The sequence below is a fragment of the Pseudoduganella sp. GW821-FHT05F09 genome, from assembly GCF_059419605.1.
In genome coordinates, this window is record NZ_JBWKSD010000002.1 from 428,368 (window position 1) to 452,204 (window position 23,837).

A 23,837-nucleotide genomic window follows, 5' to 3' on the forward strand; every position below is an offset into this window, starting at 1 on the left:
AGTCCTATATGGCTACCTTCGAGATCTATGCCTATTTCAACGTTGACCAGCTGGCGACGCTGATTGACGGTATCGCTGCGCTCACTGCCAGCGCCACCTTCCTGGATGCGTTCCGTGTCGTGGCAATGCTGAGCTTTCTTTTCTTCATTGTCGGTATTGCATTCGGCAAGGCGAAAGATCCTGGCGATTTTTTCAGATGGTTAATGATGGTGGTGCTGGTTCATTCTGCCCTCCTGATCCCCAAAGCAGACGTGATCATCATCGACCGGACAGGTTCAGCGCCCCCCACGGTGCGCGCAAACGTCCCGCTAGGGCTAGCTTTCTTTGCCTCGGTAACCTCCCATATCGGCGATGCCATGACCAGGGGGTTCGAAACCGTGTTCGCACTTCCCGACGACCTTCAGTTCCAAAAAAACGGCCTGATGTTCGGCAATACAGTTTTGGTCGACACGCTACAAACTGTTCCCACTACCCCCGCGTTCCGCGATGACCTCATAAAGTTCGTCAACAACTGCACATATCACGACATTATCGCGGGCCGCATTAGCCAAAACGACTTTGTCAGGACGGACGACATCTGGGCCGTGATGACGAATACGTCCAACACCCTGAGCACCCCGATTTCCACCTCGGCTACCGGCAGCATGATCTGCTCCGACGCGTATGCCGACATTGGTGCCAGGTGGGCCGCCGAGACCACGCTTACGTTGCAGAATCGCGGCCGCGCACTCAATCCTAAAGCCGCCAACAATGTGGTCGCAGGCGCACTCCTCAGTTCACAAATCGCAAGCAGCTACACCCAGCTGACCAGCATCGCGAGGTCGGCGACCGACATCCTGAGGCAGAACATGGCGCTGAACGCAGTGCGCGATTCACAGATGGTGGCGGCGCAACGTCTCGACGCGACCAGCGCGGCCATTGTGGGTGCTGCACAAGCCCAGGCGGAGATGACAGCGAACACAAACTATCTGGCCATGGCGAGGGTTTCGGAGCGCGCAGCGCCCGCAGTACGCAACGTCATCGAACTGATCTGCTATGCCGTGTTTGGGTTGGTGGTCCTGCTGATGATCGTGGCCACCGAACAAACGGGAAGGATTCTGAAGGCTTTTGTGATGTCGCTGGTGTGGATACAGCTCATTCCGCCGCTGTACGCCATCCTGAATTTCGCCATGACCAGCACCTCGCGCGCGAAATTGGTCGGCATCGCGGAATCCAGTGCAGAGGCGGCCGCAGTCAATTTGGTCAATATTGGTCAGCTTGGCCAGCATAGCTTATCCGAATCGGCCGTAGCCGGTTACCTCACCCTGATGCTGCCCGTTATCGCTTGGGCGCTCGTGAAAGCAGGAGAAATCGGAGGTTCCGCCCTGTTCAATGCCGCGATGGCGCCTGCAAGGAGTGCCGGTGACGGCACATCCGCCAGCGTAGCCACTGGTAACCTTAGCCAAGGTAACGTGTCGCTCGACACCGTAGCCACTAACAACGTAAACTCCAATCACTACGACACCGCGCCGTCGGTCGCAAGCGGTTACACCAGGGTGTCGACAGCCGGCGGCACCGCTATCACAGGAGCCGACGGCATCTTCCGGTTCCAGGGGAATCAAAGCGCACTCGGGCTCAGCGCTAACTTCGGCCAGAAGATCGGCAATGCATTGAGCAGTGAAGCTGCCGAGCGGCAGGAGGTAGCCAACCGAGAAACCACGGCCGCTACCCAAATGCGCACCGCCGCGCTCGTCGAGCGGATGGGGATTGTCAAGGCTTTCGCGGACCAGCATGGCACAAGCAATATCGACGACGCGTCACGCAACTCACGCTCTGGTGAAGCAATTTCTGAGCTTCAGCAAATCGCAGAGAACGTCAATCACAAGCTCGGGCTGGATACAAACTCAACGGTAGGTCAACGTATTGTGGGTACCCTATCCACCGGTGGACACATTGGGCCCAGCTCATCAATGTTCGGTGGCGTCAAGCTGGGGATAAATACCGACAAGGTATCTGATACCACCAAGCAAAAGCAGCTCGACGCTGCTGTCGGCTTCGCCAAGGAGCAACTCCGCAGTAGTAACGCGACCGCCGAACAGGCGCTTTCACACGATTTTAGAAACTCCTCAGCGTATCAGTGGGGATCGCAAAACCGGAACGAGTCCGTGGCAGGAGCAGAAGCCGCGCTTACCAAAGCAACGCAGCACACACGGAATGCAGAGACGGCACAATCGCAAGCCTATTCATTGTCACACCGCGCGAGCACAGTTTCCGAAACTTGGCTGCATTCGTCAATGGACTACGTTGGCTACCTCGCCAGGCGCATGCACGAAGACGGCACACTAGATGCCTTCAACATGCTGTACCAGACCAACCCTGAGCAAGCCGCACGTATGGCGGCGCGCTACTTGGCAGAGACAAGCTTCGACGTGATGCCAACAGTGGCACGTGTATCGCCGAGTTTGCAACAAGTCCAGACCGGTTCCGCCACATTGAGTGGGAAATCCATCGAGACTGAATCGAGGCGTATTGGCGCCCCTGTTGACACCACTGGCGTCGCCTTTAAAAAGCATCAAAACTTTGTTTCTGAGAAAGGGTACACGCAAAAAGAGGTGCACAACGCCGTTCACGACCTTGTTGACTTTGCGACTCGGGAGACGAGGGAAAATATAGCGAATAAGCAAGTAAGTGCCAAGACTGATTTCAACGAGCAAAAACAGCAGTCCGCTGAAATTTTGAACCGCGGCCAGCAAATACCAGGAATACGGGGCACTAATGAAGTACCGGAAAAGAGCAGTGTGGCCGACCAACAGGACACGGTTCATCGTGAACTATTCGGTGATGCTGAGAAAAAACCACTGCCCGGGAAACCATAGTACATCACCCTGGCGGCGGTTGTGCCCTTCCATACTGTCGCAGCGACTGCATTGGGGGAGAACCACGAATCAAGGCTTCGACTACTTGAACATGCTCTCCCGATGAAACGCATCCCAAGCGGGGGCCGCAGGCGATGAAAAAGGACTAGGTCCATCAACTGGAAAAACACCGTTTCCAAGGCTAGACGTGGCAAGCCTGTTTGCCGCTACGGCGAATTTGGCTAGTCGGGAATCTTTAAATCTCGGCTCCCGCGCCAAAATCTCGTCTGCGATTGCGGTGGCTTGCTCCTTCGATAATGTATGGTTACTCATAACACCTCCGCGCCACGAATGCTATTTGTTTATTGGCCTGCGTGCTCCGTTGTATACACACGCAACAACTCGACTTTCCACAGGGTGGTATAGGACCGCTTTCGAAAAGTCACACAGCTGCATGGCTAGCGTCGCCCGCAACCAGCCAATACTTAGAATATCCCCACGCCGACAGTTTTTCAACATATCTGTCAATCCTTGCTCATTTTGCTCACTGACACCGACAGCACACACCTTTTCGGTTCCTCCCGCATTGCTTCCGGGCGTGTCGTCAGCACGGGCGAAGCCCGCAGTGCTCGTAATAATGAGCACGCTTACAAATATCGCCTTTATCATTTTTCTCTCCTTGAAGTGATTAGACCTCGGCGGCCCGCGGGTTGCTCCGTTTGCTCCGCCTTTCTAACGCTCAGCCCCGACGCCGCGCGAGCCAGACTGGCCCTTACCAGCTTTGGCGCTGCCGCCCTCGTCATTGGCCGCTACCTGCGCTGGCGCCGTTCTGCCCCATGCCTCCGCCGCGCTGCTCTTGTTTTGCTGTTCTTGTATCAATTCGATCGCCTTTTCTTTCGAGTCCGTGTAGATCGTCATGTCCGTCCTGGCCCTGGTAATGCCAACGTAGAACGACCGCTCGCCCATCGCCTTGCCGCTGTCGGCGGTGATGAGCAGGTTGGCGTCGCTGGTGGTCTTGCCCTGGGCGCCGTAGACGGTCATCGCATATCCGAAGTCCCAGTGCGCGTGAGCCTTTTCCCCAAGCGTCAGTTCGACCTGTCCCTTCGGCGTGCCGAGCACGATAGTCGACGGCCCGATGCCGACCACCTTGCCCAGCGTGCCGTTTGTCACCCCGAGTTCCTGGTTGTTGCGCGTGAACCGCAGTTCGTCTCCCTGCGCCAAGGCGCGCTGCTCCGGCTCGTACACCTCGACCTTCCCGTGTTTTTCAGGACTCCAGACAACCCGCCGGCCATCCTCAGCCGCAAGGGCCACAGCATGCTGCGCTCGGTCCGTATGAAGTACCGTGGCATAAGCACCGCGCGCCATGTCCAGGCTGCGATAGTCGCGCCCGAACCGCACAACCATGCCGGGTTCGTAGTACACCGTCGACTGCTTCTGTGCGTCAGTGAACCCTGTCGGTATTAGGACCGTAGCAGAAACCTGGTCGGCGCCTATCTCGCTGCGGGCCTGCAGGCCATTGCGTACTTGCTGGTTGATCGCGTGGCGGTCGGCGTTGAGTGGAACGATCAGCAGTGCCTTATCCCTTTCTCCAGGATGCTTTTCGAGGATGTCGCTGACGATCCGGCCAAGCAGTGCTTGTTTGCTCCCTATCTCTACAATGCGTCCGGACAGATGGGCGAGCGCTTTGGCGTTGTCCCGCTCCACGGCCGCAGCCACGGCACGCTTCAGGTCAGCGACCTGTTGGCGGTTGATGTCCGCCATTTCGGCCCCGTCGATGCCGGCGCGCTGCAGCAGCTCAAAGGGCTTTCCCGCCTCGACGGCATTCAGCTGCAAACGGTCGCCCACCAACAGCAATCGCGCGCCAGCGCGCTCCGCCATGTCCATCAACTGCGTCATTTCGCGCTGTCCCGCAAGGGACGCCTCGTCCATCACCCAGAGCTCCTTGCTGCCGTACCCGGTCCGGGGCGCCACCGGCAGCTCGATTCTCAAAGTCCGGTAGTCCGTCCCTTTCAGGTCAACGGCTCCAAAGACTTTAAGCTCGATTGGCTTGGGCCTTTCGGCTTCAACGGCCCTGCGACCCTCATTCAGCAGAAAGCGCGCCGTAGTGACGCTTTCGATGCCGGATTCTGCCTCCAGCGCCATCGCCGCCTGTGCGCTGGGCGCCATGCCCCGCACTGTGAAACCTGCCTCTGTCGCAGCGGCGCGCACCAGTTCCATCAGCGTTGACTTTCCGACGCCTGCATAGCCCTGAAGGCCGACAAACCGGTCAGCCGATCCGAGCGAAGCCCGTGCCGCGTCCTCCTGGCCGCCGGACAGCCGGAACGGACTGTTCGTCTCGGCGGTACGCTTTGCCTCGAACTGCTCGATGGCTGAATCGATCCCGCCAGAGGCCATAATCGGGCCCACAGCGCCGCGACCGCGTTCCAGCAAGGAGAACATCACCCGCTCCCGCTCAAGCGCCTGTGGCGTCGTAATGCCCTCCTCCTGGCTCTCCAAGGTGACTGCCAGCGCCGCACCGCCAGTTACTTGATTATTCACGGCGGCGTTGATCTGCTCGATGCGCACGCCCGCCCACGCGGCCTCCTGCACCGCGTGGTTTAATGCCGACTGAACCACGTCGGCGCGCGCTACCACGCTTTCCCGTTCAGTCAAATGGGAGATCGCGAACCGTACCGCTTGCTCCGCCTTGTCCTCGCGTAGCGCCGGATCCGTGGGCATCTCGATCCCGAGGCGGCGCGCCGCCTCGATCTTGTCGAAATCGATTCCCACCTCCGCGGCCCGCGCCTTCCACTCTTCGCGCAGCAGCGCGTGGTCGACTTTCGCCTTGGGATCCCGCGTGCGCAGCGCAGCGTCCTCGCGCTGTGCCGCGCTGGCGGTGGCACGGGACAGGCCGAATTTCGCAAGTCGCTCTGCTATCGCTTCGCTGCGCCGGCTGAAATGTTCCACCTGCTCGCGCGTGATGCCTGCGACTTCCCAGCGCCCCGCCGGCGTCGCTTCCAGCCGGTAGCCCAGTTCGCGCAAATTGGCGCTCAGCTCGCTGTCATAGATGTTCCCCAGCAGCTTCTGGTGTTTGTAGATCAGTTCATTGGAGATGGACCGCCAGTGTCCCTGCGGCGTTTGCGTTGCGTTAGCGATGACCAGATGGGTATGTGTCTGGGGGTCGAGGTCCCTGCTGGTGGTGTGGTGAAAGCGGCCAGCGATCAGGTTGCCGGTTTGCTCGAATCGCGTAGCGCCGGCCTCCGTGACACGGGCCCCGACCAGATGGCGCTCGATGTAGTCCAGCACCTTGCTCACTGCGGCCTCGTGCGCAGCGCGGACGTCGCGTTGCTCCGCGACTTCGGCCACCAGGGACACCGACTTCGGGGCGGACAGCGTGATGTCGAAGCCCGGACGGTGCTCCCGCAGTAGCTCACCATCCGGCCCGGTTCCAGTCACGCGCCCCAGCCGGGTGTCGCCAAGCTGGCCGGCAAGTACCTGCTCGAAGTCCGACGGATCGACCGTCCCGGACAGGCCGAGTGCCCCGGCCCCCTTGCCTTCCCAGACCGAGCTAGCCTGGTTCTCGTCCTTGCTGTAATAATTGTCCTCTGCATAGTAGGTGGCCGCGCTCGCCACACTGGACAAATTAGTCATCGAGAGCATATGGAATGACCTCTTTTTCGATGAATGGTTCTGCCACGCGCGGCCGCTCTTTGACGTCGAACGCCACGCGCATCACCTCGTTGCGCCCGGCCAGCCGAAGAAAACCGCTCAAGTCAGGCAGCCCCTGGATCTCCGCCGCCATCACCAGATCCCGCTGTTCCCTGCCAGTGGCGATTGTCACGCCGTCCCGCGTTGAATCGATACCGTACGAAATGTTCTCGTCCTTTTCGTATATCTCCTGCGCCCCCAAACTCTGGGAAAGGTATTGGGCGGTCAGGTAATCCGGCACGCCGAGGATCAGCCGGCTTCGCAGCATGGATGTGATGGTTTGCGCATCGTTTTCGCCGTAGCTCTCGCGGAGCTGAGCAATGTTCTGATAGCCCAGCAGGGCTGCCAGACCGTACTTTCTGCCGCGGGTGATTGCCTCCTTCAGCATGCTGATCTGATGCAGGGAATCGAGCTCGTCGACAACAGGCCAGATGAGCCGGTCGCGCGATGGCGGCAGCGACATGATGGACCGCAGCACAATGTCCACCCAGGCTGTCACCAGTGGACGCATCGTCTTCAGCATGCTTTCCGATGTCGACAGGAACAGCCACCCATCGCCCTGCTCATTGTGGATCCAGTCCCGGATCGAAAACTGGTCTTCCGGCGAGCCGTCGGCCAGGTAGCGCATCGCCTTCGCCGCGCGCACTACATTCATTCTGATGCCCAGTGCCGTCTTTGCCGCATCGGGATCCATGTAGACTGCGCCGGGAAGCTTTTTGACGATCTCCTGGATCTCCTTGAGCGTGAGGACGTTGATCACTTCGACCAGGCGCCGGTTGGTCGCCTGGTTGCTCTTGGCCAGCCGGCTTAGGATATCCTCGATCACTGCCTGGGCGCCCTCCTCCCAAAATGGTTCTCGCCGGTTCATGACCGGGATGAACGACTCGGAAAGGTTTGCATAGTCGTAGGGCTTGCGGACCTCATTCCAGGGTTTCCAGGACGGGCTCCGCACATCGAACGGGTTGAGGATGACGTCGCGCTCCGGCCGGTAGAAATGCTGCAGGTACTCTCCGGTGGCGTCATAGATGATCGCCCGGCAGCCGGCAGTTCTGATGTCGTCCAGGGCAGCAGAAATCGCGACCGATTTGCCCGTGCCGATGGCGCCGCAGATGCCGGTATTGAGTACTTCCTTCCCCCGCTCCAGCGGCACACCTGCTATGTGAACGGGACTCGCTTTGCCGGCTTTCAGCAGCTCCTGCTTTACACTGTCGGCGCTAGCCATGATCGTGCCGCGGACTACTTCGTCGGTGGCAACGCGTCGGCCGAAGCGGCGCCAGGCCCAGTTGGTAATGACGAACAGGGCAACGCCCACGGCCAGCGAGACCCAGAGGCAAATCTTCAATTTCCGGGTGATTTCTTTCCACTCGGGCGCTGAAACTGCCAGCAGTCTTTCGGCTGGCATGACGTGCAATTTTTCGGTGCCTGCGCGCTTCAAGACGATTCGCACTTCAGCAGCTGGCCTGCCAACCATGACCTCGAATTCAGCGGCCAGCCTGGCTGTTAATAGTGCACTTTCGTCGTCCGATAGCGCTGCGTTGGCGGCGAAGATGCTGGTACCTGTGGCGGTCAAACAGGCAATCACAAAGCTGAAAAAGATGGCGCTGAAATACAGGCCGAATTCATGGCGCATCACCTCTGCGCCGCGCGTGAACTGGTGGCGCTTCTCATTGCGGCTGATGCTCATTTTGGCCTCCTGAGTGCAACGACTTTAACAGCTCCGAATCCGCCCAGTTCAGGGCGTCGGTCCCTAACGTCTCCGGCATCCTGATGCTGCCTTTTGCCAAGCCTTCCACGATGTAGCGCAGCACAAAGGTTTGGCGCAGCACTTCGCGCAACGTGCTGGAGTTCGCGGCGGCCGCGATCCTTGCCACCGTCTCTTCTATGGATTCTGCCTGGATACCCCGTGCCAGCAGCCGGGAGGTCACTTCGCTTTTGCTCATGCGCCTGGCGCCCGCCTGCTTCGCGATCCAGGCAGCCAGCTCGACGGGAACCGTGACACTGATCAATTCGCGGGTCTTCATATGAGTTCCTTTCGCCTTTGCTGGTTGGGTTGCTTTGGTTTTTCTACTGAGCCGATATGACTCGGGACTTCGGCAGCATATGACGCGCAAAACCGCTCGCAGAGCGGCTTTGCGCGGCAACCGGAGGTTGCGTGATGTGTGAGGCCGCAGAGGGGGCAAGCGGGGCCTCCCCGCGCTCCTGTGGCTGGCTTTTTCCTCGCGGGGTTAGGTATCCGGGAGTTCGTTTTGGGGAAGGTTCAGCGTTCTGAGGGACGAACGGGATACAGATCGGGTACGAATAGATCAAACATTCTGCAAATAGCATACGGACGGGATACACGGGGGATGCACTGCAGGCTAGTATTAAATGAACGATTCTCGCGTGAGCAATTGCCGAGGTCGTTTCCCGGCAACGAAAGAAAAGCGCTAGCCCCACTTCAATATTTTGAATCTTCATCATTTCACCCCCATGCGTTTCTGGAGCACATCATGGCGACAACAACAAAAAAGTTTCTGGAAAAAATTCAAGCGAGAAAAGGCAAGCTCGAAAAGTGGGAAAAGGAAATCATAGAGTTATTCCACGCCAGAGTTTCATATCAAAAAATCCGAGAATACTTGCTGGAAAATAATGTGATTTGCACGCGCATGGAAATATATAATTTTATACACCGAAAAAAACGCAGCCATTTGATCAATATCAAATGCGCGAATCCCGGCAGAGCCGAAAATGAAGGTACCAGCGCCAGATCTGAAAATCCCCCCTCAGGCCGCAATGACGAGACGATTTCTTCAACAGGAAATAATCCAACGGATTTGCCAAAATTCAGCTGGACGCACCGATCCAAAGAGAACGATCCCAAATGGTAGGAGAACGGTCATGGCACCCCAGGTTCACTTTGTTTTGCAGGGAAAAGGCGGCGTAGGAAAATCCCTAGTTTCCGCAATTTTGGTTCAGTATTTTTCGGATCGACGGGGTGGCGCACGCCCATTCGATACCGATCCGGTGAACGACACATTGACCCAGTACAACGGATTTGAAACCACGCGCGTCAATATCATGAATGGCAGTAACACCATCGACTCCCGGGTGTTCGACAGCCTGATGGAAGATATTCTGGAAAACGAGTGCACCTGCGTGATTGATAACGGTGCGTCCACCTTCGTGCCGTTGATGGCCTACCTGGTTGAGAATCGGGCTATCGAGTTGCTGCAGTCGGCGGGAAAGGAAGTCCTGATCCACTCTGTACTGACAGGCGGCCAGGCATTCGAGGACACGCTGCACGGCCTGTCCGTCATGCTGCGGAGCCAGCCGGCACCCGTGGTGGTTTGGCTCAATGGGTTTTATGGCGAAGTGGCGCGCAACGGCAAAGCTTTCCCTGAATCCGCGCTGTATCGCGAGAACCAAGACCGCATAAGGGGACTGGTGCACATCGAGAAGGGTAACCCCGATACGTTCGGCAAGGATCTCGAGATGCTGGGAAAGCAAAAGCTCACCTTCCAGCAAGCGATGGAGTCGCCACTCTTCGGCATCATGCCGAGGCAACGGCTTGCCATGATCCGCCAGACCCTGTACGGCCAGCTGGAAGCGGCAGGGCTTTGACATGAAGCTGCAGCGTGAACCGTCGCTCAGGACGGAACCGGTAGTCGGCGCGCCGCTGGCGCAACAAGCGGCCCAGGAACTCTCCGCCCGGCTACACCAAAAAAAGATCGAAGCCCTGTGCGCTGATGTGTTCAGGTTGACCGGGATGAAGCTGACCGCAGAGGATCCGCTGGTGCTCGCCGCGCTATTCCAGTCCGAGCTGATCACTGCAGCAGGCGAGACCGCTTCGCTCCGCCTGCAGGAATCGACCGCCAAGGCCGCCGCGCAGCTTGGCGAAGCTGCCAAATCGGCCCACGCACACACCGACAATCTCGCACAGGGCATCGCTGCAGCATTGCAGCAAATGGCGGACGGCGCGAAGAAGCTGGGCGATCAAGAACTGATAACGCTGCAAACCCGGTTTGCCAGGATGGCCAGCGAAACCTTGGACCAGGTGCGTCGCACAGCAGGCGCACATCCACAGACCAACCGGCGTTGGCGCGCTGCGGCATTGCTGGGCGGCGGGCTGGCGGCTGGATTGATTGCCGGCGTCGTCCTCGGAAAAGAGGCAGCGCACGATTTGGCCGCCGAGGAACGGCGCTTGATGAACAACGGCGTGCTGCTGGACGCCACGTGGCCCACTCTCCCCGACTCAGCCAAAGCGATGTTCGGGGTTGCCCCTAAACCCGTCGTCGGAGGGGGCGCGGGTCCGACGTCAGGAAAAGGAAAGGGGGAACTGAGCAAAGCCGACAACAAGAGAAGCGCGAGTTCCAGGACCGGCCTTGGCGGGAACGCCGCAGGCCAGCCTGGCACTCAACCCGCAAAGCTGCACTAAGGGCGCTGGCCGGCTTTCAGGACGTCCGGCAGCCAACCGGTACCAGCCATCGCCCGTTCGGCGGCGTCAACCGCTGCCGCCTTCTTCATTTTCTCCAGCGGGACCGCAGCCTCGGCTGACAACGCCTGCGAAACGACCGCCAAGGTGCGCTCCCGGGATACGTGGCTGAAATAGTTCGCTGCCGTTGGCTGCCACCACTTGCCCATGTCAAGCCTCAGCAGTCCCGCAAGGGCGGCATACGCGGAGCTCTCCTCCTCCCTGCTCTGCACAGAATCGAGCGAGCAGGCCACGCAGTACGCCAGCAATTCGAGAACCACCGACTGCGGCTGCTGTGCGAGCCAAGGCAACCAGCACGAGCCGTCCTGTTCCGTCGGCAGCAGCTCTAACAGATGCTGCTTGCGCGCGTTGAAAGCCAGCGAAGCGGGCCCTCTCCGCGCCTCGTCCGCCAGCGACGGCCACGCAATGCCCACCTTTGCCAGGGTGCTCTCAGGGTAGCGACGCAGCACTTTGCACATCAAGGTGTAGGTCAGGTAGATGAGCGCCAGATCGCCCCGCTCCATCAGCTCCGCCTGCAGGGCCGCAGTGCGGTGCGAGGTGAGCTCATGCATCAGCCGCTCGGAATGCACCGGCCGATTTCGACTGCGCGCCACCGGGCCAGCGAAGTCGGGCAGCAACGTCAGCTTGTCCTTGTCGGCTGGGCGTATCAAGTCGCGCCGCACCACGACCTCACCCGCTTCGGAAAGGGTCACCACCGCGCCAGCGAGCGCCTTGTCGCCTGCCACTGCTACGCGGGCTCTGTTGGTATCGAGCGCGCGCCGCTCCGCCATTAGCTCGTCATACTCGCGGCGTACCGAGTCCACGGATGCCTCATCGGCATCCTTCCCCAGTTCACCAAGTCGCCCATCCAGCAACGCGAGGCGCTCCTCAAGCGCCAAGGCCCAGTCGCGCTGCCGCTCGCTCAAGTCAGCCGCGACCGTGCGCACGGAGCAGTATGCCGACAGGATGGACTGGTCTGCACGCGGCATAATCTGCACCCATGCCATTCCCTCCGCAAGCAGCTTGGGCCGCAGCTTTTCGAGCTTTTCCACGGCCAGCCTTTCCAGCAATACCGCATCGCTGGTGTAGCCAGCGCCGCTGTCGCTGAACAGGTCACGGGTGACCACACCGCCCGCCTTTTCTAACGCAGAGATCCCGACATAGCGCGCCGCACGGTCCGTCTTGACGTTGATCTGCTGTGCAGTCAGCAAGCGCTTCAACTCATAGGGCGACCGGTACGCGCGGCCCAGACTGTCCCAGGCCTTTTCCTGCGCTGTGGGGTCGTCGCAGACGGCGAGCGCCATCATGTGCTCAAAGCTGGCCTCGTCCTTGCGGTACAGCGCGAGCAGGCGCGGGGAGACATTGGCCAACTTGAGGCGGCGCTGGACTTCAAGCGGCTTCAAGCGGAACATGAGCGCAATGTCGGCCACGGCGCGCCCCGCGTTAGATAGCGCCAGCATCGCTTCAAACACGTCCGCAGGATGCATGTCAGCCCTGCCGTGGTTTTCGGCCAAGCTGATTTCGATGGCCTCCGCCTCCGTGACCAGCAGGTAATTCAGGTGGTAGTCGGGGGGCAGTTCGCCCTCCGCGACCAGTTCGCCTACGACGGCAAGTCGGCGGCCGCCGCCTACGATTTCCACTATCCCGGTCGGGAGACCATCGACCAGCTGGAGGTAGCCGATCAGGTTTTGCAGTACACCGTGCGCCCGGACCAATGCTTTGAGTTCCCCCATATCCGTCTGCTTGTTGCGCACGTTGTACTTGCTTACCACCATGTTGTAGTGCGGTGCGCAACGTATGGTTGCGTGCTGGACCATTTGTTCCACGGGGCCGGCACTGACAGCTGCGGCGTCGGCGATGGCGATGGCGGAGGGTACGGAAAGGTTCTGTCTTGCGTTCATGATCGGCTCCTAAAATCGAATCAAGGGGGGCCGCTGGGTGGCAAGTCGGGCCCAGCGGCCTGCAGGGCCTGGGCGGATCGGCACGATGCGCGGCCCCGGCGCGTCGTACCAGCTTGCTGGCTCAGTCCAGCGCCGCACGTATCACTGCGGCGTCGGCTTGCTGGTAGATGAAGTCAGTGAGCTGGTAATAGGCTTCGGCGAAGCGCGCGCCGCTGTCCAGGAAGGACAGATGGCTGTAGGCCATGGCGCAGGCGATGATGCCGGCAGTATTGGCGCTGACCTCGCCACGGAAGCCGTTTTCGCAGGCCATCCGGAACGGCTTGATCGTGTTCGGTGCCATGTAGAAGCCGTTGTTCGACAGCAGGTAGTAATTCCAGTAGCCGCCGTCGTAGTCCTCCGACATCGCCCGCAGCATGTCGTAGATCGTATGTTCCAGCACCACGCACCGGTCGCCCGCTATCATCGGCAGGCACAGCAGGCGTTCTTCTGCGTCCGTCACGAGCGCGGCGGTAATAGCCGCTTCCGTCAGCGGCTGCTTCAAATGCGGATTGATCATCAGGGTTTCCATGATTTTTCCTTCTCGAAAGTTGATGGAAGGAGAGGTTTGCAAATCTCATCCTCTCATTTGATCTCTCTCGCTCCCGCCCTGGGGCGGGCGGGGGGTGGGGAAAGCCCTGCCCTCACGGGCAGGGTTGGGATGGGTGGGGTCCAAGACAGCGAGGTAGGCGGACGCTGTATCTGTCCGCTCCCCGTATCCCCCCACAAGCCCCCCTCACCCCAGTTGGGGGGGCTTGTGGGGGGATACGGGGAGCGGCGACCTGCGGCCCATGCTGGCCACGTGGGTTTGCGGCGGCGGGTGCGCCGGCTTTATAGCGCAGCGGCGGCGCAAGGGCTGTGCCAGCGGGGTTGGCTGGCGCAGCCCTTGGCAGCACCCGCCGCCCTGGATGGTGCGCGGCCGGCTTCATAGCGCAAGCGGCGGCTCAAACGCCGTGACAGCGGCAGTTTGCTGGCGCGGCGTTTGAAGCGCACCATCCCCACTTTAGGATTTCTGTGGCCGCACCGGCACCGCAAGCATTGCCAACGGGCCGTCGCACTCCAGCGTAGCGCGCAGCGCTGCGCTTGCCCTGGGGATCAGCCCCAGCGGCCAAGGGGGTGCCGCGCGCAGCGCGGCTGCCCCTTGATGAGCGACCTCCTGCGCTATCCGGCAGCAGGCCGGACACTTCGGTTTTTGCGGAGCGCGCAGCGCTGCGCGCGCTTGGGGATCAGCCCAGCGGCCAAGGGGGTGCTGCGCGCAGCGCAGCTGCCCCTTGGTGAGCGCCCTCTTCCGGCATCCTGCCGCAGGCAGGACACTTCGCAACGGCAAGCGCAGCGCGCAGCGCCGCAGGCGCGGAGGCGTCAGGGATGGAAGCCCGCCAGGGCCGAGCCACGGCCTTTCGTGGCTCGGTGCGCAGCACGACAGCCCGGCCCGCAGGGGACGCCCAAAGCAGCAGTGCACCAAACTCTGCCAAGCCAAACGCGGCAGGCTTGCGTTTGCAGGCTGCTTGTTGCTACACTACACGTAGCCGGTCCGGCCGAGTTCACGTCTCAACAGGGCAGCTTTTACCGCAACAAATAACCAATTCCTGCTCTTCCTTCGAAGGCACGGGTAAATAACGTGGGTTATCCGTGACAAACCTTTTTGAAAGGAAGACGCATGTCTACCAACCTCACTACGCTCGCCCATACCCTCCGGCAGGAACTGTCTGCACGCGGTATCGATATATCGCTCGGCCACACGCATCAGCTTCTGGCAGCCGCACTCGGCTACCAGAGCTTTGCCGCCTGGCAGGCCGCGCAAGCCGAACCCGATACCTTCAATTCGTCCATGCACTGGATGGTAGACATGGCACAAATGCAATCCCGTGCGGCTTCCTTGGATCTCACAGTTGACTGTGCAGCGTTCACATCTGGCCTGATGCAAGCGTCGCGCCGATCACGCGGTGCGATTGTCTACGATTCACTGGCCGCGTTTCAGGAGGCAATCCTCATCCAAGCACAGGATGCAGCAGTAGAGGACGAAGATGTTGGCGTTCAGATGGCGAACACCAACTGCACCGGGCCGTTCGACTCGAACTTGGAAGACAACACCACGATGACCGATGCATTACCAGAAATCGGCGACGACCTGGAGCTGGAATTTATCGGCAACGTCGAAGGAGACCAAGATTCGGAACGTGGATTTTTTGGCGACACCGTGGACGTGAAGGTGGTGGCTCGCCTGCCGATGCTCGGCCGGCGCTTGGCTGGCCAGCCGCAAATTGAGGTAAATGAAGCGGCTCTGGACTGGTCATGGACCGGAGCCGGCGACGACAACACCGACGACGATGCCGAGAATGATAGCGACGAGCCGAGGTTCACTCGCGCGGAAGCGCTGGCCGGTGCGCTGGACATCCCAGTGGAAGACGCAGAGGCTTTGGAGGACGCAGAAATCTATCCGCATGAAACCAACGCGGGAGCCGAGATCGGCTACATCGTAGATATCACCCAGTGCGCGCGGCGCGACTTGGTCAGAAAGCTGAGCAAAATCCACGGCACGACTAGTATCTTTGTCATGGGGGCAATGTTCGAATATATCCGACATGACCCGCGCGACTAGTCTGTTGGAGCAGATTGAAATCTGCCCCACCGATGGGGCAGTTTTCTCCCAGCGTCAACGGCCGTGGGGCTCCCGGTTCCCACGGTGCACCATGTCTACGTAGACGGGCCGGACGCCAATGATTAGATTTGGCAACCGGCGACAGCCCTAACGCAGCACGCCCACTCCACAACGCCATCGACCACTCCGAGACCCATGACGCACAGATATCCAGAATACACCGTTGCCACCATAGAAGACTTCAGAAACAGCGGATGGCGTGAAGCCATTCCTGCGTCGGAGGACAGCTGCCTTGGTATGCACTCCCCGCTTTCCGCCGCAGCGAGGAAGGCGATTGAGGAAGGACGTACCGCCCAGGGGAAAGTCCTTTGGCTATTGGCCGACGCCTGCTCCATGATGCTTTCCCCTTCGAGTTCGCAGGCCCCGTTCCGCGCGGTCTTCGAGGGGCCTGAAGGGCGCCGCTCGGCGCTGCCGGAAGATTTTTCACCTGCGGACATCGAACTCCTTTCGCTAATTGCCGAGGAAGTCGACGACGACCGGATCAAGGCCCGCCTCGCGGACATATCGTGGCTGCGACATACGCCCAGGTTCACGAAATACGCCCTGATGGCGATTGACGCGTATTCCAAGCATCCCCTGGACCAAGACTCCTGGTTCGGGGGAGGTAAGGAATGCTGGCAACGTGCCATCGTCCTCACCCGTATGCTCAGGGACGGGGCCGGCGACCGGCGCGTAATGATCGAGTCCTCGCTTGATGCAGCTTTCGACGCTGCCAAGGCCGAGGACGGCTTCATGGCCCTATCGATATCCAGGATCCTGCGCGAATACGGCCTTTCGCGCAACCGTGCGCAGGTTATCGCCGGTTCGCTGCATGCGCTCGGCATGTCTGCTGAAGGCGCAGGAGACTTCCACCGAGCGCGGGAGCATTTTTCCGGCGCTGCCGACTGGTACGGACTCGCGGGCGCGAAATCCGATTCGCTCGCGATGAAAGTGCTGGTGGCCGAAGGATGGGCAAAGGAAGCCGCAGCGAGGACGTCCGGCCCGAGCGGCGGGAACGCGGTCGCCGCAGGCTTCTACGAGAACGCGATCCAGGCATACCGCGCCGTTCCGCGCGCCAGCCGGGAAGCGTACGGGGTCGAGGCCAGGCTTGCCGAGCTCTACCGCCTCCTTGCCGCTGCCGGCGAAAAGTCTCTTGAGGAAATGGGCCAGATATCGACGCCTCCGATGGACGTCTCGGACCTCGTCAAGGCCGCGACCGATTCCGTGTCCGGGAAACGGACCCCGGAGGCCTTCGCCGCCTTCGCGGCCCTCTACAATGGGCCGCGCGTAGGCAAGCTGCGCGCACGTGCTCTCGAGTCAATGCGCGCGCACCCGTTAAGCGCCCTGTTCGCGTCAACCCATGTCTCGAAGGACGGGAGAACCGTCGCGAAGACGCCCGGAACGAATTGGGGCGGCGAAGCCACCGAGGATGGCAAAGGTGCTGTTTGGGCCCAGATGATCAGGCAGTATATAACCGAAGTCAACCTTGTGATGCAGGCGCAAATCCTTCCCGCTCACCAAGTCCTCGCAGTCGAGCACCGGCTATTGGAGGCCGATCTCCTAGAGATGGTCCGGCAATCGCCGATAGTCCCGAGGGGGAGGGAACGCCTTGTCGCAAAAGGCCTCTTCTTCGGCTACGACCAGGATTTCGCCACAGCGATCCACCTGCTCGTTCCTCAGGTTGAAAACATTGTGCGCTTCCACCTAAAGGCCGCAGGTGTCAAGACGACGAACATCGACAAGGAAGGAATCGAGAACGAGAACGGCATGAGCACGCTCGCCGACCTGCCCGAGACCGCGACGATATTCGGCGAGGACCTGGCTTTCGAACTCAAAGCGCTGTTCTGCGACGCCCTCGGCCCGAACATGCGCAACGAAATTGCCCACGGCCTTCTCGACGACGACGAATGCCAGTCTGTCCAAGCGGCCTATACTTGGTATATGGTGTTCAGGGTGGTCTTCTCGACCTTCTGGAACTCGCTGAGGGGGCAAGGAAGCGACGAAGCGCCAGAAACTCCGGCAGCACCGGACGGCTCCGAAGCTGCCGAATAGCGTCAGGCCCGCGAACTGGCCAATCACCTGCGCGGTTCCTCGGGCACTGGCGGCACCTAAATGTTGGCGTGCCATAAGCGCCAATTCTTCCCCCTTTCGACGCAAGCACATGCGCAGTGGCAAACTACTCACGAATCACGCCGAAGTACGGCTCGCTCAATAACAACTCAAATTGTGACGATCCCCCTTACTCAACGGCCAAGCTGTCTGCTGCCCGAAGCTGTGCAAGGGGGCGGAGTTGTGTCATCTCTCTTGGCGTATGCCTGACCTCCTTCATCATTCCTTTGAAATGCTACCGGATGAAGCATTTGCGCGAAACCGCGCGATGCGACCAGCAACCAATGCATCGTCCTCGCCCGGCAGGGCTCCGGTAGCTTACTTAGATACGTACTCGCGGCTGCCGATGTTCAGGCCTCGGCGCGTCAGAACCACAGCGAAGCGCTTGAAGAACGCCAGGTACTCCTCCAGCGACACTTCAACCTGAACAGTTCTCACCGGAATGGGGTCTGGCGTTGCCGCCAAGGCAGCGATGGCTGTGTCGTACCCGCCGTTTTGAAACAGGTGGGCGGTGATGTTGACCATCCCGAGCTTGCCAGCACGGCTCTCCCCAATCCACAGTGACGCCGCAACAAGGAATTCTGCTCCTTGAATCAGGCCTTTGGCTTGAAGAAAGGAATGCAAGTCAGCGTGGTCTGCGTTATCGGCGGCGGCCGTGCCTTCGAAGTCGCCATACTGCACTGATGCCTTGAATCGATTCATTCAATCTTCCTATCTAGAGTTGTGAAACTGTCTACCCGGCGTGTAGCAGAAGGTCAAGGTTGTGCGCATGATTTAATGGATGCCATGCCAATCTTTCACTTAGATTTAGTCCTGCACCATATTTTCCCCTGTTAGAACGGTCTTACATTTTGGGCAGGTTGGCCGGTCCGCCGATCCATTCAAATCGCGCAGGGATGTGCGTTCCCACATCTTTGAATAAGGCTGATCGCTTTCGCTAACGACTACAGCGCCACGGTGTCCGCATGGACATTGGTACCAAGTGAAGTCACGCATCGACATTTTTTTCCCTTTTTAAAGTTGGCCGATATAGGCAGCAGGATATTCGGTCAAAAGTGCCACAGCTCTCGCAATGCTGGCCCCTGTCTTGTCCGTAAGGCCGTAGAGGGAAACGTAGTTTCCAAATGAGAATCGCTCCAATCCCTCTCTGCAACACTCGGTAAGAGCAGCTTCTATAACATCAAGTTTTTCCAGCTGGTCAGCGTTATTGATATTCGCTTGGAAATGTAGCGCAAATTTCATGGCGCTGTCGTCCATGCGATTCTACCCTTTGTAGGCAACTTCATGGCTTCCGACGCCGTCAACCTTTAACTTTGCCTTGTGAATGTCTGGTTCATTCTGAAAGGGACCGCTTGGATCATACCAACGGTGCGTGATAGAAGCATTTATGCCTTCAATCTGGCCTTCATAGACACCTAGTATCTGCGGCGGCGTCGGGCGGACGTCCTCTATGAAGTTATGCTGTTTGATGAAAGCGAACAGCTCTGCATCGGACGCGATGGACTTGAATTCATTAATACTCTTCATCGTAATTTTTCTTTATAGAAGTTCTATCACTATCAACGAACGATGGCGTTCGAAACAATCCCGACTCCGGTGAGGTGCAAGCGGTCTTGACTCTCTTTCGCCTGCTTTCTTAATTCTTCGTACAGCTCAACGTCCTTGATCCATATCGTAGGACTGAAGTCCCTCCACCAAGAGGCCCAACACAAGATCATTAGGACAACACCAACGAAAAACAAAAATGCAAGAGCGATGCCGCAATATTGGGTATTCAGCATGTGTTGGACGCTTGACTGAATTCCCAGCTGCCCTACGTAGTAGTTAATTGAAAATAAAGAGAGGCACTGGAACGAGGCATTACCGGTTTTCTCTATCGACTCGATGTTCCGCGCCACACTAGATTCTTTCTCCTTAACCTTAGCGAGCAAATATGCGCTTTGCTCTCGATCGGCTTTTTCCTTGAGCTTTTCAATATTTACGTAGTTTGGAGCTCCTTCGTCACGATCATATACTACCAATGTTCGAACGAAGAACACGCCGTATGAGATTGCACCTTCAATGACGGGTAGGATGACAGAAACCAGAAATCCCAAGGCAACGGTGGCGAGCAGTAGATTTCCTGTGTCGGCAGCCCAGATTTCGCGCTCCCAGTCAAATGAATAGAAGCTCTCCCCCTTCACCAACATCAATGCAGTCTCCGCAAACAATGCTGCTGCGCAGACTCTTGCGACCCATTTCAGTTCAAATAACTTGTCAAACGCTAGAAAGGCACCACTTTGTTTCGAACCACTGTCTTCTTTGCTACCGGATGATTCCGCCATTGCTCTCCCCTGTTAAGGCTCCCCGGATTGGCGGGGCACAAAAAAAGCTTGTTTGACTGGTTGTTGCCCAGAGCGCGTTGAGTTCCTTGATCCTACGAATTCTGCGCCAAGACGGCTATGCTTGCAGCCTTAGCTGCCGAGCGTTCTCGTTCCTCGTTCGCATCTGTATTCCAGACAGGTCTTGGATCTCGCGTCGGAACGAATGGAGGCTGCAATTGAATTCTATATGGCCCGTGAGCCGGCCTTCGAGCCGGCCGCCATTCAGGTCCTGCTGCCGCGCGATCTGGTTCGCGACGCCGTCAGTGATCGTATCCGACAGGTGAATCGTCTGGATTTGGCCCGGTGCCATGCTTTGTTTTCTCAGCACCGCCGTCTTAAAGGTTGTCCCTCCATACCAGACCACGAACTCAGCCCGGTCCAGCTCGACTTCGAAGGGCGACAGATTAATGAGCTGAAGCCAAATCCCGAACGACGCGGCCTCCCCGAGATCGATCATAGCCGACTCGTTGCGCGGCGTGAGGTCAACATACTGCAGCGCGGCAAGGCGCTCCTTCGGAAAAAACCTCCGCAGGAGAGCCGCTGGCAGCCAGCGGACCGCCGTCCAAACGCTTCCTATCGGGATCCCGTGAAAATCCATCTGCTCGCTCCTGTCGTCAGTTCGATAAAGTCAGTGGCTCAGCTTGGGACGAACCGAATCCCATTGGGATCCGGCACGTCTTGCAACTCAGCAAGGACTCATTTTCACCGCTTACTTGGGCGGAATTCCTCCGGCGAAGGAAATATCTGGCGGCAACGGCCTCTTCCGTTGCGTAAAGATGACCACCAATTGTAACCAAGGCAAATTCGTACTGCCCCTTGGAAAGGGACCAAATGCCCGATGAGGCCGCTTGTCCCCGCGTCCCTCCCCTGCTAAGCCCGGAAAAATCTCTAAGTGTCGGGATAGGTGGCGCATTTCGCGCGGCAGCCCGCTGACTACCTCACGTCGGACTTTCGCTGGCGGCAAGCTCGACGGGAAAGAATTTTGCAGTAACATCAATGTCAATTAGGAAATATCCCATAAGGAACTCCCCATGGCCCTGTTGCACGACATCCTCGGCTGGTCGCAGGCCAGTCTTAAGCCTTGGCAGCAGGACGCGGTCCGCCGCCTGTTCCAGCAGGGCATGACCGCTGACGCCATCGACGACCTGTACGCGATGCTCAAAGCAGGTGCCGGCCTTCCCGATCCGCAGGACCGCAAGCCCGAGCCGCTCGCGGCGGAGCACCTGCCGACAGTCGCGGCCAAAGGCGACGCGGCGATTCTGCTTTCCATGGGCAACGTACAGCACGTGAACCGCCTCGCGCCTCAGCAGTCGCTCACGTTCGCCCCGAAGGGCCTGACCGTCATCTACGGCGTGAACGGGGCAGGCAAATCCGGCTACGCGCGGGTGCTGAAGCGAGCATGCCGCGCCAGGGACGTCAGCGAGGACGTCCGGGCGAACGCCTTCGAAAAACCTGTCGCCGGCCAAGTGCCCCAGGCCGAATTCGAGATACGGATAGGAGGAAATGCCGCATCTGTATCGTGGGCCAAGAACAAGCCGGCGCCGGCCGAGCTCGCGACTATTGCCGTCTTCGACACGCACTGCGCGCGCGCTTACCTGGACCAGAACCAGGAAATCGCCTACCTGCCCGCCGGGCTCGACGTGGTGGAGAACTTGGCGCAGTTCGTAATGCCGAAGCTGGCCGAGAAGCTGACCGCCGAAATCCTCGCGACAGACACATCGGCGGACGTATTCAAGCACCTGCTGGGCGCTACCAAGGTCGGCAAGCTCGTCGGCTCGCTGAGCGAGAAGACCGTGCCTGCCGAAATAGAATCGCTGGGGACAATGACCGGGGACGAGACCGCGAGGACGGAGGCGCTCGGCAAGACGCTTGCGGAAGCCGACCCGAAAGCAAGAGCGACTCAGTGCAGGCTCGCCGCCGGGCGCATGACGGGCCTTAAGAGGAAGATCGACTTGGCGGCAGCATGGGTCAAGGACGAGGCGATTGAAAAGCTGCACAAGCTCGACGCGGAAACCCTCGCCGCGCTCGCTGCGGACACCAAGGCTGCCGGCGAGTTCCGGGCCGACGAGGAACTGCTGCCAGGCACGGGGGACGTCGTATGGAAAGCGCTGTTCGAAGCCGCGAGGGAGTTCTCGACGGCGGCAGCGTATCCGGGCCAAGCGTTCCCGCACGTGCACGGCGGCGCGAAATGCGTCCTATGCCAGCAGGACGTCGGCGAGGACGCGGGAGCGCGCCTGGCACGCTTCGAGAAATACGTGCAGGAAAGCGTCGCGAAGACGGCGGAGGAAAAGCGGACCCTGCGCGACGCAGCGATCGCGAAGATACAAGGCGCCGCCCTCGCCCTGGAACTCGAGGACGCCCTCGTGCAGGAAGTCGCCGGGCTCGCGCCGGAGCTGCCCGCAGAGATCGCCTCCTTCGACATGGCCGTGCGGAACCGGCAGGCATGGCTCCTCCTGGTGCAGGCTGCCCACGCGTGGGACGAGGCCCCGCCGGCGTTCCCGGACGATCCCCGCACGAAGCTCGACGCCATCGCTGCCGGTTTCATCTCACAGGCGGAAGAGTTTGAAAAGGCGACGGACGACAAGCAAAAGGCGCTGCTGAAGGCCGAGCACGACGAACTGAAAGCCCGCGCGGCGCTCGCCCCTTCCAAGCAGGCCATGCTGGACCTGGTGGGGCGCATGCGGCTTAAAGCGCTCCTCGCGAAGTGCAAGGACGACCTGAAGACAAAACCTGTTTCCGACAAGGCGAAAGAGTTCGCGAGCAACGCCGTAACCGCGCCGCTGCGCAAGGCGCTGCAAGAGGAGTTCGAGGCCCTTGGCGTCGCCCACGCCATGCCGTACCTCAACGAAAGCGTCGAGCGCGGCAAGATGAAGCACAAGCTCCAGCTCGACCTCGCGGTTCCCGCGCAGATCCGCGACATCCTCAGCGAGGGCGAACAGCGGGCAATCGCGGTAGGTTCGTTCCTGGCGGAGCTGAGGACGGGCGGCCACGGCGGCGGGATAGTCTTCGACGACCCCGTGTCGTCGCTCGACCATATCAGGCGGCAGCACGTAGCGCGCAGGCTGGTGGAAGAAGCGGCGTCGCGGCAGGTCATCGTCTTCACCCACGACACGACGTTCCTCGGCGAGCTTGGCGACCTGATCGAGCGGCACGGCACCGAGCACGCGATCCACAACCTGTCGTGGGACGGCGCCCACTCCGGCAAGGTCAACTCCGGGCTGCCTTGGCAGCACCAGTCCGTCAAGGACCGCATGGACAAGCTCGAGCAAGCCCAGAAGAAGCTCGAAAAGGGATGGCCCCCATATCCAGACGAAGAGCAATCCGCCGCCATGCGCCGGCAGTACAGCCTGTTGCGCGCGACCATCGAGCGGCTGATCCAGGACGTCGTCTTCAACGGCGTGGTTGTGCGGTACCGCGACTGGATCAAGGTAGGCAACCTCGGCGAAGTGGTCGGCTTCGAAGACGCCGACTGCAAGGAGATAGAACGCCTGCACAAGGCATGCTGCGACGTCACGGAGGCGCACGATCCGTCGTCCGGCAAGAACGCGCCCGTCCCCACGGCGCTGCAGCTCGGCCTGGACCTCGCGGCGCTCGGCACCGTGGCGAAATCGATCAAGACCAAGCGCGACGATAAGAAGAAGGCCGCGAAGGTCGGGACGCTCTAAGTAAATGAAATTGCCCCCAACCGTTGTTTTACACAGGGAGATCCGCCATTCTGTAGGGTGTCAAGCAACTGCGCGGCAATGTGGACGGCAACGACGCTCCGGCAGCCGCCCAGCACAGACACCAGAACGCATTTAACCGAATCGAAGACCGGCC

At 59.7% G+C, this 23,837-nt stretch carries 17 protein-coding genes; 7 read left to right on the plus strand and 10 right to left on the minus strand.

What is annotated here, in order from left to right:
- Positions 1–8 precede the first annotated feature (8 nt).
- On the plus strand, positions 9–2,855 hold the full coding sequence (locus AC07S4_RS07245; RefSeq protein WP_494985997.1) for a conjugal transfer protein TraG N-terminal domain-containing protein: 2,847 nt from the start codon (positions 9–11) through the stop codon (positions 2,853–2,855).
- A 711-nt stretch (positions 2,856–3,566) separates the two neighbouring features.
- Here the strand turns inward: AC07S4_RS07245 and mobF are convergent.
- Genes mobF through AC07S4_RS07260 form a run of 3 tightly spaced genes read right to left on the minus strand, consistent with a single transcriptional unit; the run spans position 3,567 to position 8,542 of the window.
- Positions 3,567–6,473, minus strand: a complete 2,907-nt coding sequence (mobF, locus tag AC07S4_RS07250) for a MobF family relaxase (RefSeq protein WP_494985998.1) — start codon at positions 6,471–6,473, stop codon at positions 3,567–3,569.
- Entirely contained in the window at positions 6,457–8,205 is a 1,749-nt protein-coding gene (locus AC07S4_RS07255; protein WP_494985999.1) for a type IV secretion system DNA-binding domain-containing protein, read from the minus strand. The genes mobF and AC07S4_RS07255 overlap by 17 nt, the downstream gene beginning before the upstream one ends.
- Positions 8,186–8,542, minus strand: a complete 357-nt coding sequence (locus AC07S4_RS07260) for a hypothetical protein (RefSeq protein ID WP_494986000.1) — start codon at positions 8,540–8,542, stop codon at positions 8,186–8,188. The genes AC07S4_RS07255 and AC07S4_RS07260 overlap by 20 nt, the downstream gene beginning before the upstream one ends.
- 468 nt (positions 8,543–9,010) lie before the next feature.
- On the opposite strand from AC07S4_RS07260, the gene AC07S4_RS07265 reads away from it, so the two are divergent.
- Genes AC07S4_RS07265 through AC07S4_RS07275 form a run of 3 tightly spaced genes read left to right on the plus strand, consistent with a single transcriptional unit; the run spans position 9,011 to position 10,935 of the window.
- On the plus strand, positions 9,011–9,388 hold the full coding sequence (locus tag AC07S4_RS07265) for a hypothetical protein (protein WP_494986001.1): 378 nt from the start codon (positions 9,011–9,013) through the stop codon (positions 9,386–9,388).
- A gap of 10 nt (positions 9,389–9,398) precedes the next feature.
- Complete coding sequence (locus AC07S4_RS07270; protein WP_494986002.1) at positions 9,399–10,121, plus strand: nucleotide-binding protein; 723 nt, start codon at positions 9,399–9,401, stop codon at positions 10,119–10,121.
- Position 10,122: 1 nt separating this feature from the next.
- Entirely contained in the window at positions 10,123–10,935 is an 813-nt protein-coding gene (locus tag AC07S4_RS07275) for a hypothetical protein (protein ID WP_494986003.1), read from the plus strand.
- Here the strand turns inward: AC07S4_RS07275 and AC07S4_RS07280 are convergent.
- Positions 10,932–12,872, minus strand: coding sequence for a ParB/RepB/Spo0J family partition protein (locus AC07S4_RS07280; protein ID WP_494986004.1), 1,941 nt, complete (start codon positions 12,870–12,872; stop codon positions 10,932–10,934). The two genes, AC07S4_RS07275 and AC07S4_RS07280, sit on opposite strands and share 4 nt — an antisense overlap.
- Positions 12,873–12,993: 121 nt before the next feature.
- Positions 12,994–13,440 (minus strand): antirestriction protein, encoded by a 447-nt coding sequence (locus AC07S4_RS07285; RefSeq protein WP_494986005.1) that lies wholly within the window; start codon positions 13,438–13,440, stop codon positions 12,994–12,996.
- A gap of 1,125 nt (positions 13,441–14,565) precedes the next feature.
- Between AC07S4_RS07285 and AC07S4_RS07290 the strand changes: the two genes are divergently transcribed.
- Both AC07S4_RS07290 and AC07S4_RS07295 read left to right on the plus strand, forming a co-directional pair.
- Positions 14,566–15,507: a hypothetical protein gene (locus AC07S4_RS07290; RefSeq protein ID WP_494986006.1), complete on the plus strand. Its 942-nt coding sequence runs from the start codon at positions 14,566–14,568 to the stop codon at positions 15,505–15,507.
- A gap of 195 nt (positions 15,508–15,702) precedes the next feature.
- Positions 15,703–17,598, plus strand: a complete 1,896-nt coding sequence (locus tag AC07S4_RS07295; protein ID WP_494986007.1) for a DUF4209 domain-containing protein — start codon at positions 15,703–15,705, stop codon at positions 17,596–17,598.
- Positions 17,599–17,973: 375 nt separating this feature from the next.
- On the opposite strand, the gene AC07S4_RS07300 is transcribed toward AC07S4_RS07295, so the two are convergent.
- From AC07S4_RS07300 to AC07S4_RS07320, 5 genes are all read right to left on the minus strand, one after another.
- Entirely contained in the window at positions 17,974–18,357 is a 384-nt protein-coding gene (locus AC07S4_RS07300; RefSeq protein ID WP_494986008.1) for a hypothetical protein, read from the minus strand.
- 312 nt (positions 18,358–18,669) lie between these two features.
- The gene (locus AC07S4_RS07305; protein ID WP_494986009.1) at positions 18,670–18,912 is read right to left on the minus strand and encodes a hypothetical protein; all 243 of its coding nucleotides are present in this window, start codon (positions 18,910–18,912) and stop codon (positions 18,670–18,672) included.
- A gap of 6 nt (positions 18,913–18,918) precedes the next feature.
- Positions 18,919–19,182, minus strand: a complete 264-nt coding sequence (locus tag AC07S4_RS07310) for a hypothetical protein (RefSeq protein ID WP_494986010.1) — start codon at positions 19,180–19,182, stop codon at positions 18,919–18,921.
- A 32-nt stretch (positions 19,183–19,214) separates the two neighbouring features.
- Entirely contained in the window at positions 19,215–19,979 is a 765-nt protein-coding gene (locus AC07S4_RS07315) for a hypothetical protein (RefSeq protein ID WP_494986011.1), read from the minus strand.
- A 115-nt stretch (positions 19,980–20,094) separates the two neighbouring features.
- Positions 20,095–20,616: a hypothetical protein gene (locus tag AC07S4_RS07320; RefSeq protein WP_494986012.1), complete on the minus strand. Its 522-nt coding sequence runs from the start codon at positions 20,614–20,616 to the stop codon at positions 20,095–20,097.
- Between the two features lie 433 nt (positions 20,617–21,049).
- Between AC07S4_RS07320 and AC07S4_RS07325 the strand changes: the two genes are divergently transcribed.
- Positions 21,050–23,683, plus strand: a complete 2,634-nt coding sequence (locus AC07S4_RS07325) for an AAA family ATPase (protein ID WP_494986013.1) — start codon at positions 21,050–21,052, stop codon at positions 23,681–23,683.
- The last annotated feature ends 154 nt before the right edge of the window (positions 23,684–23,837 follow it).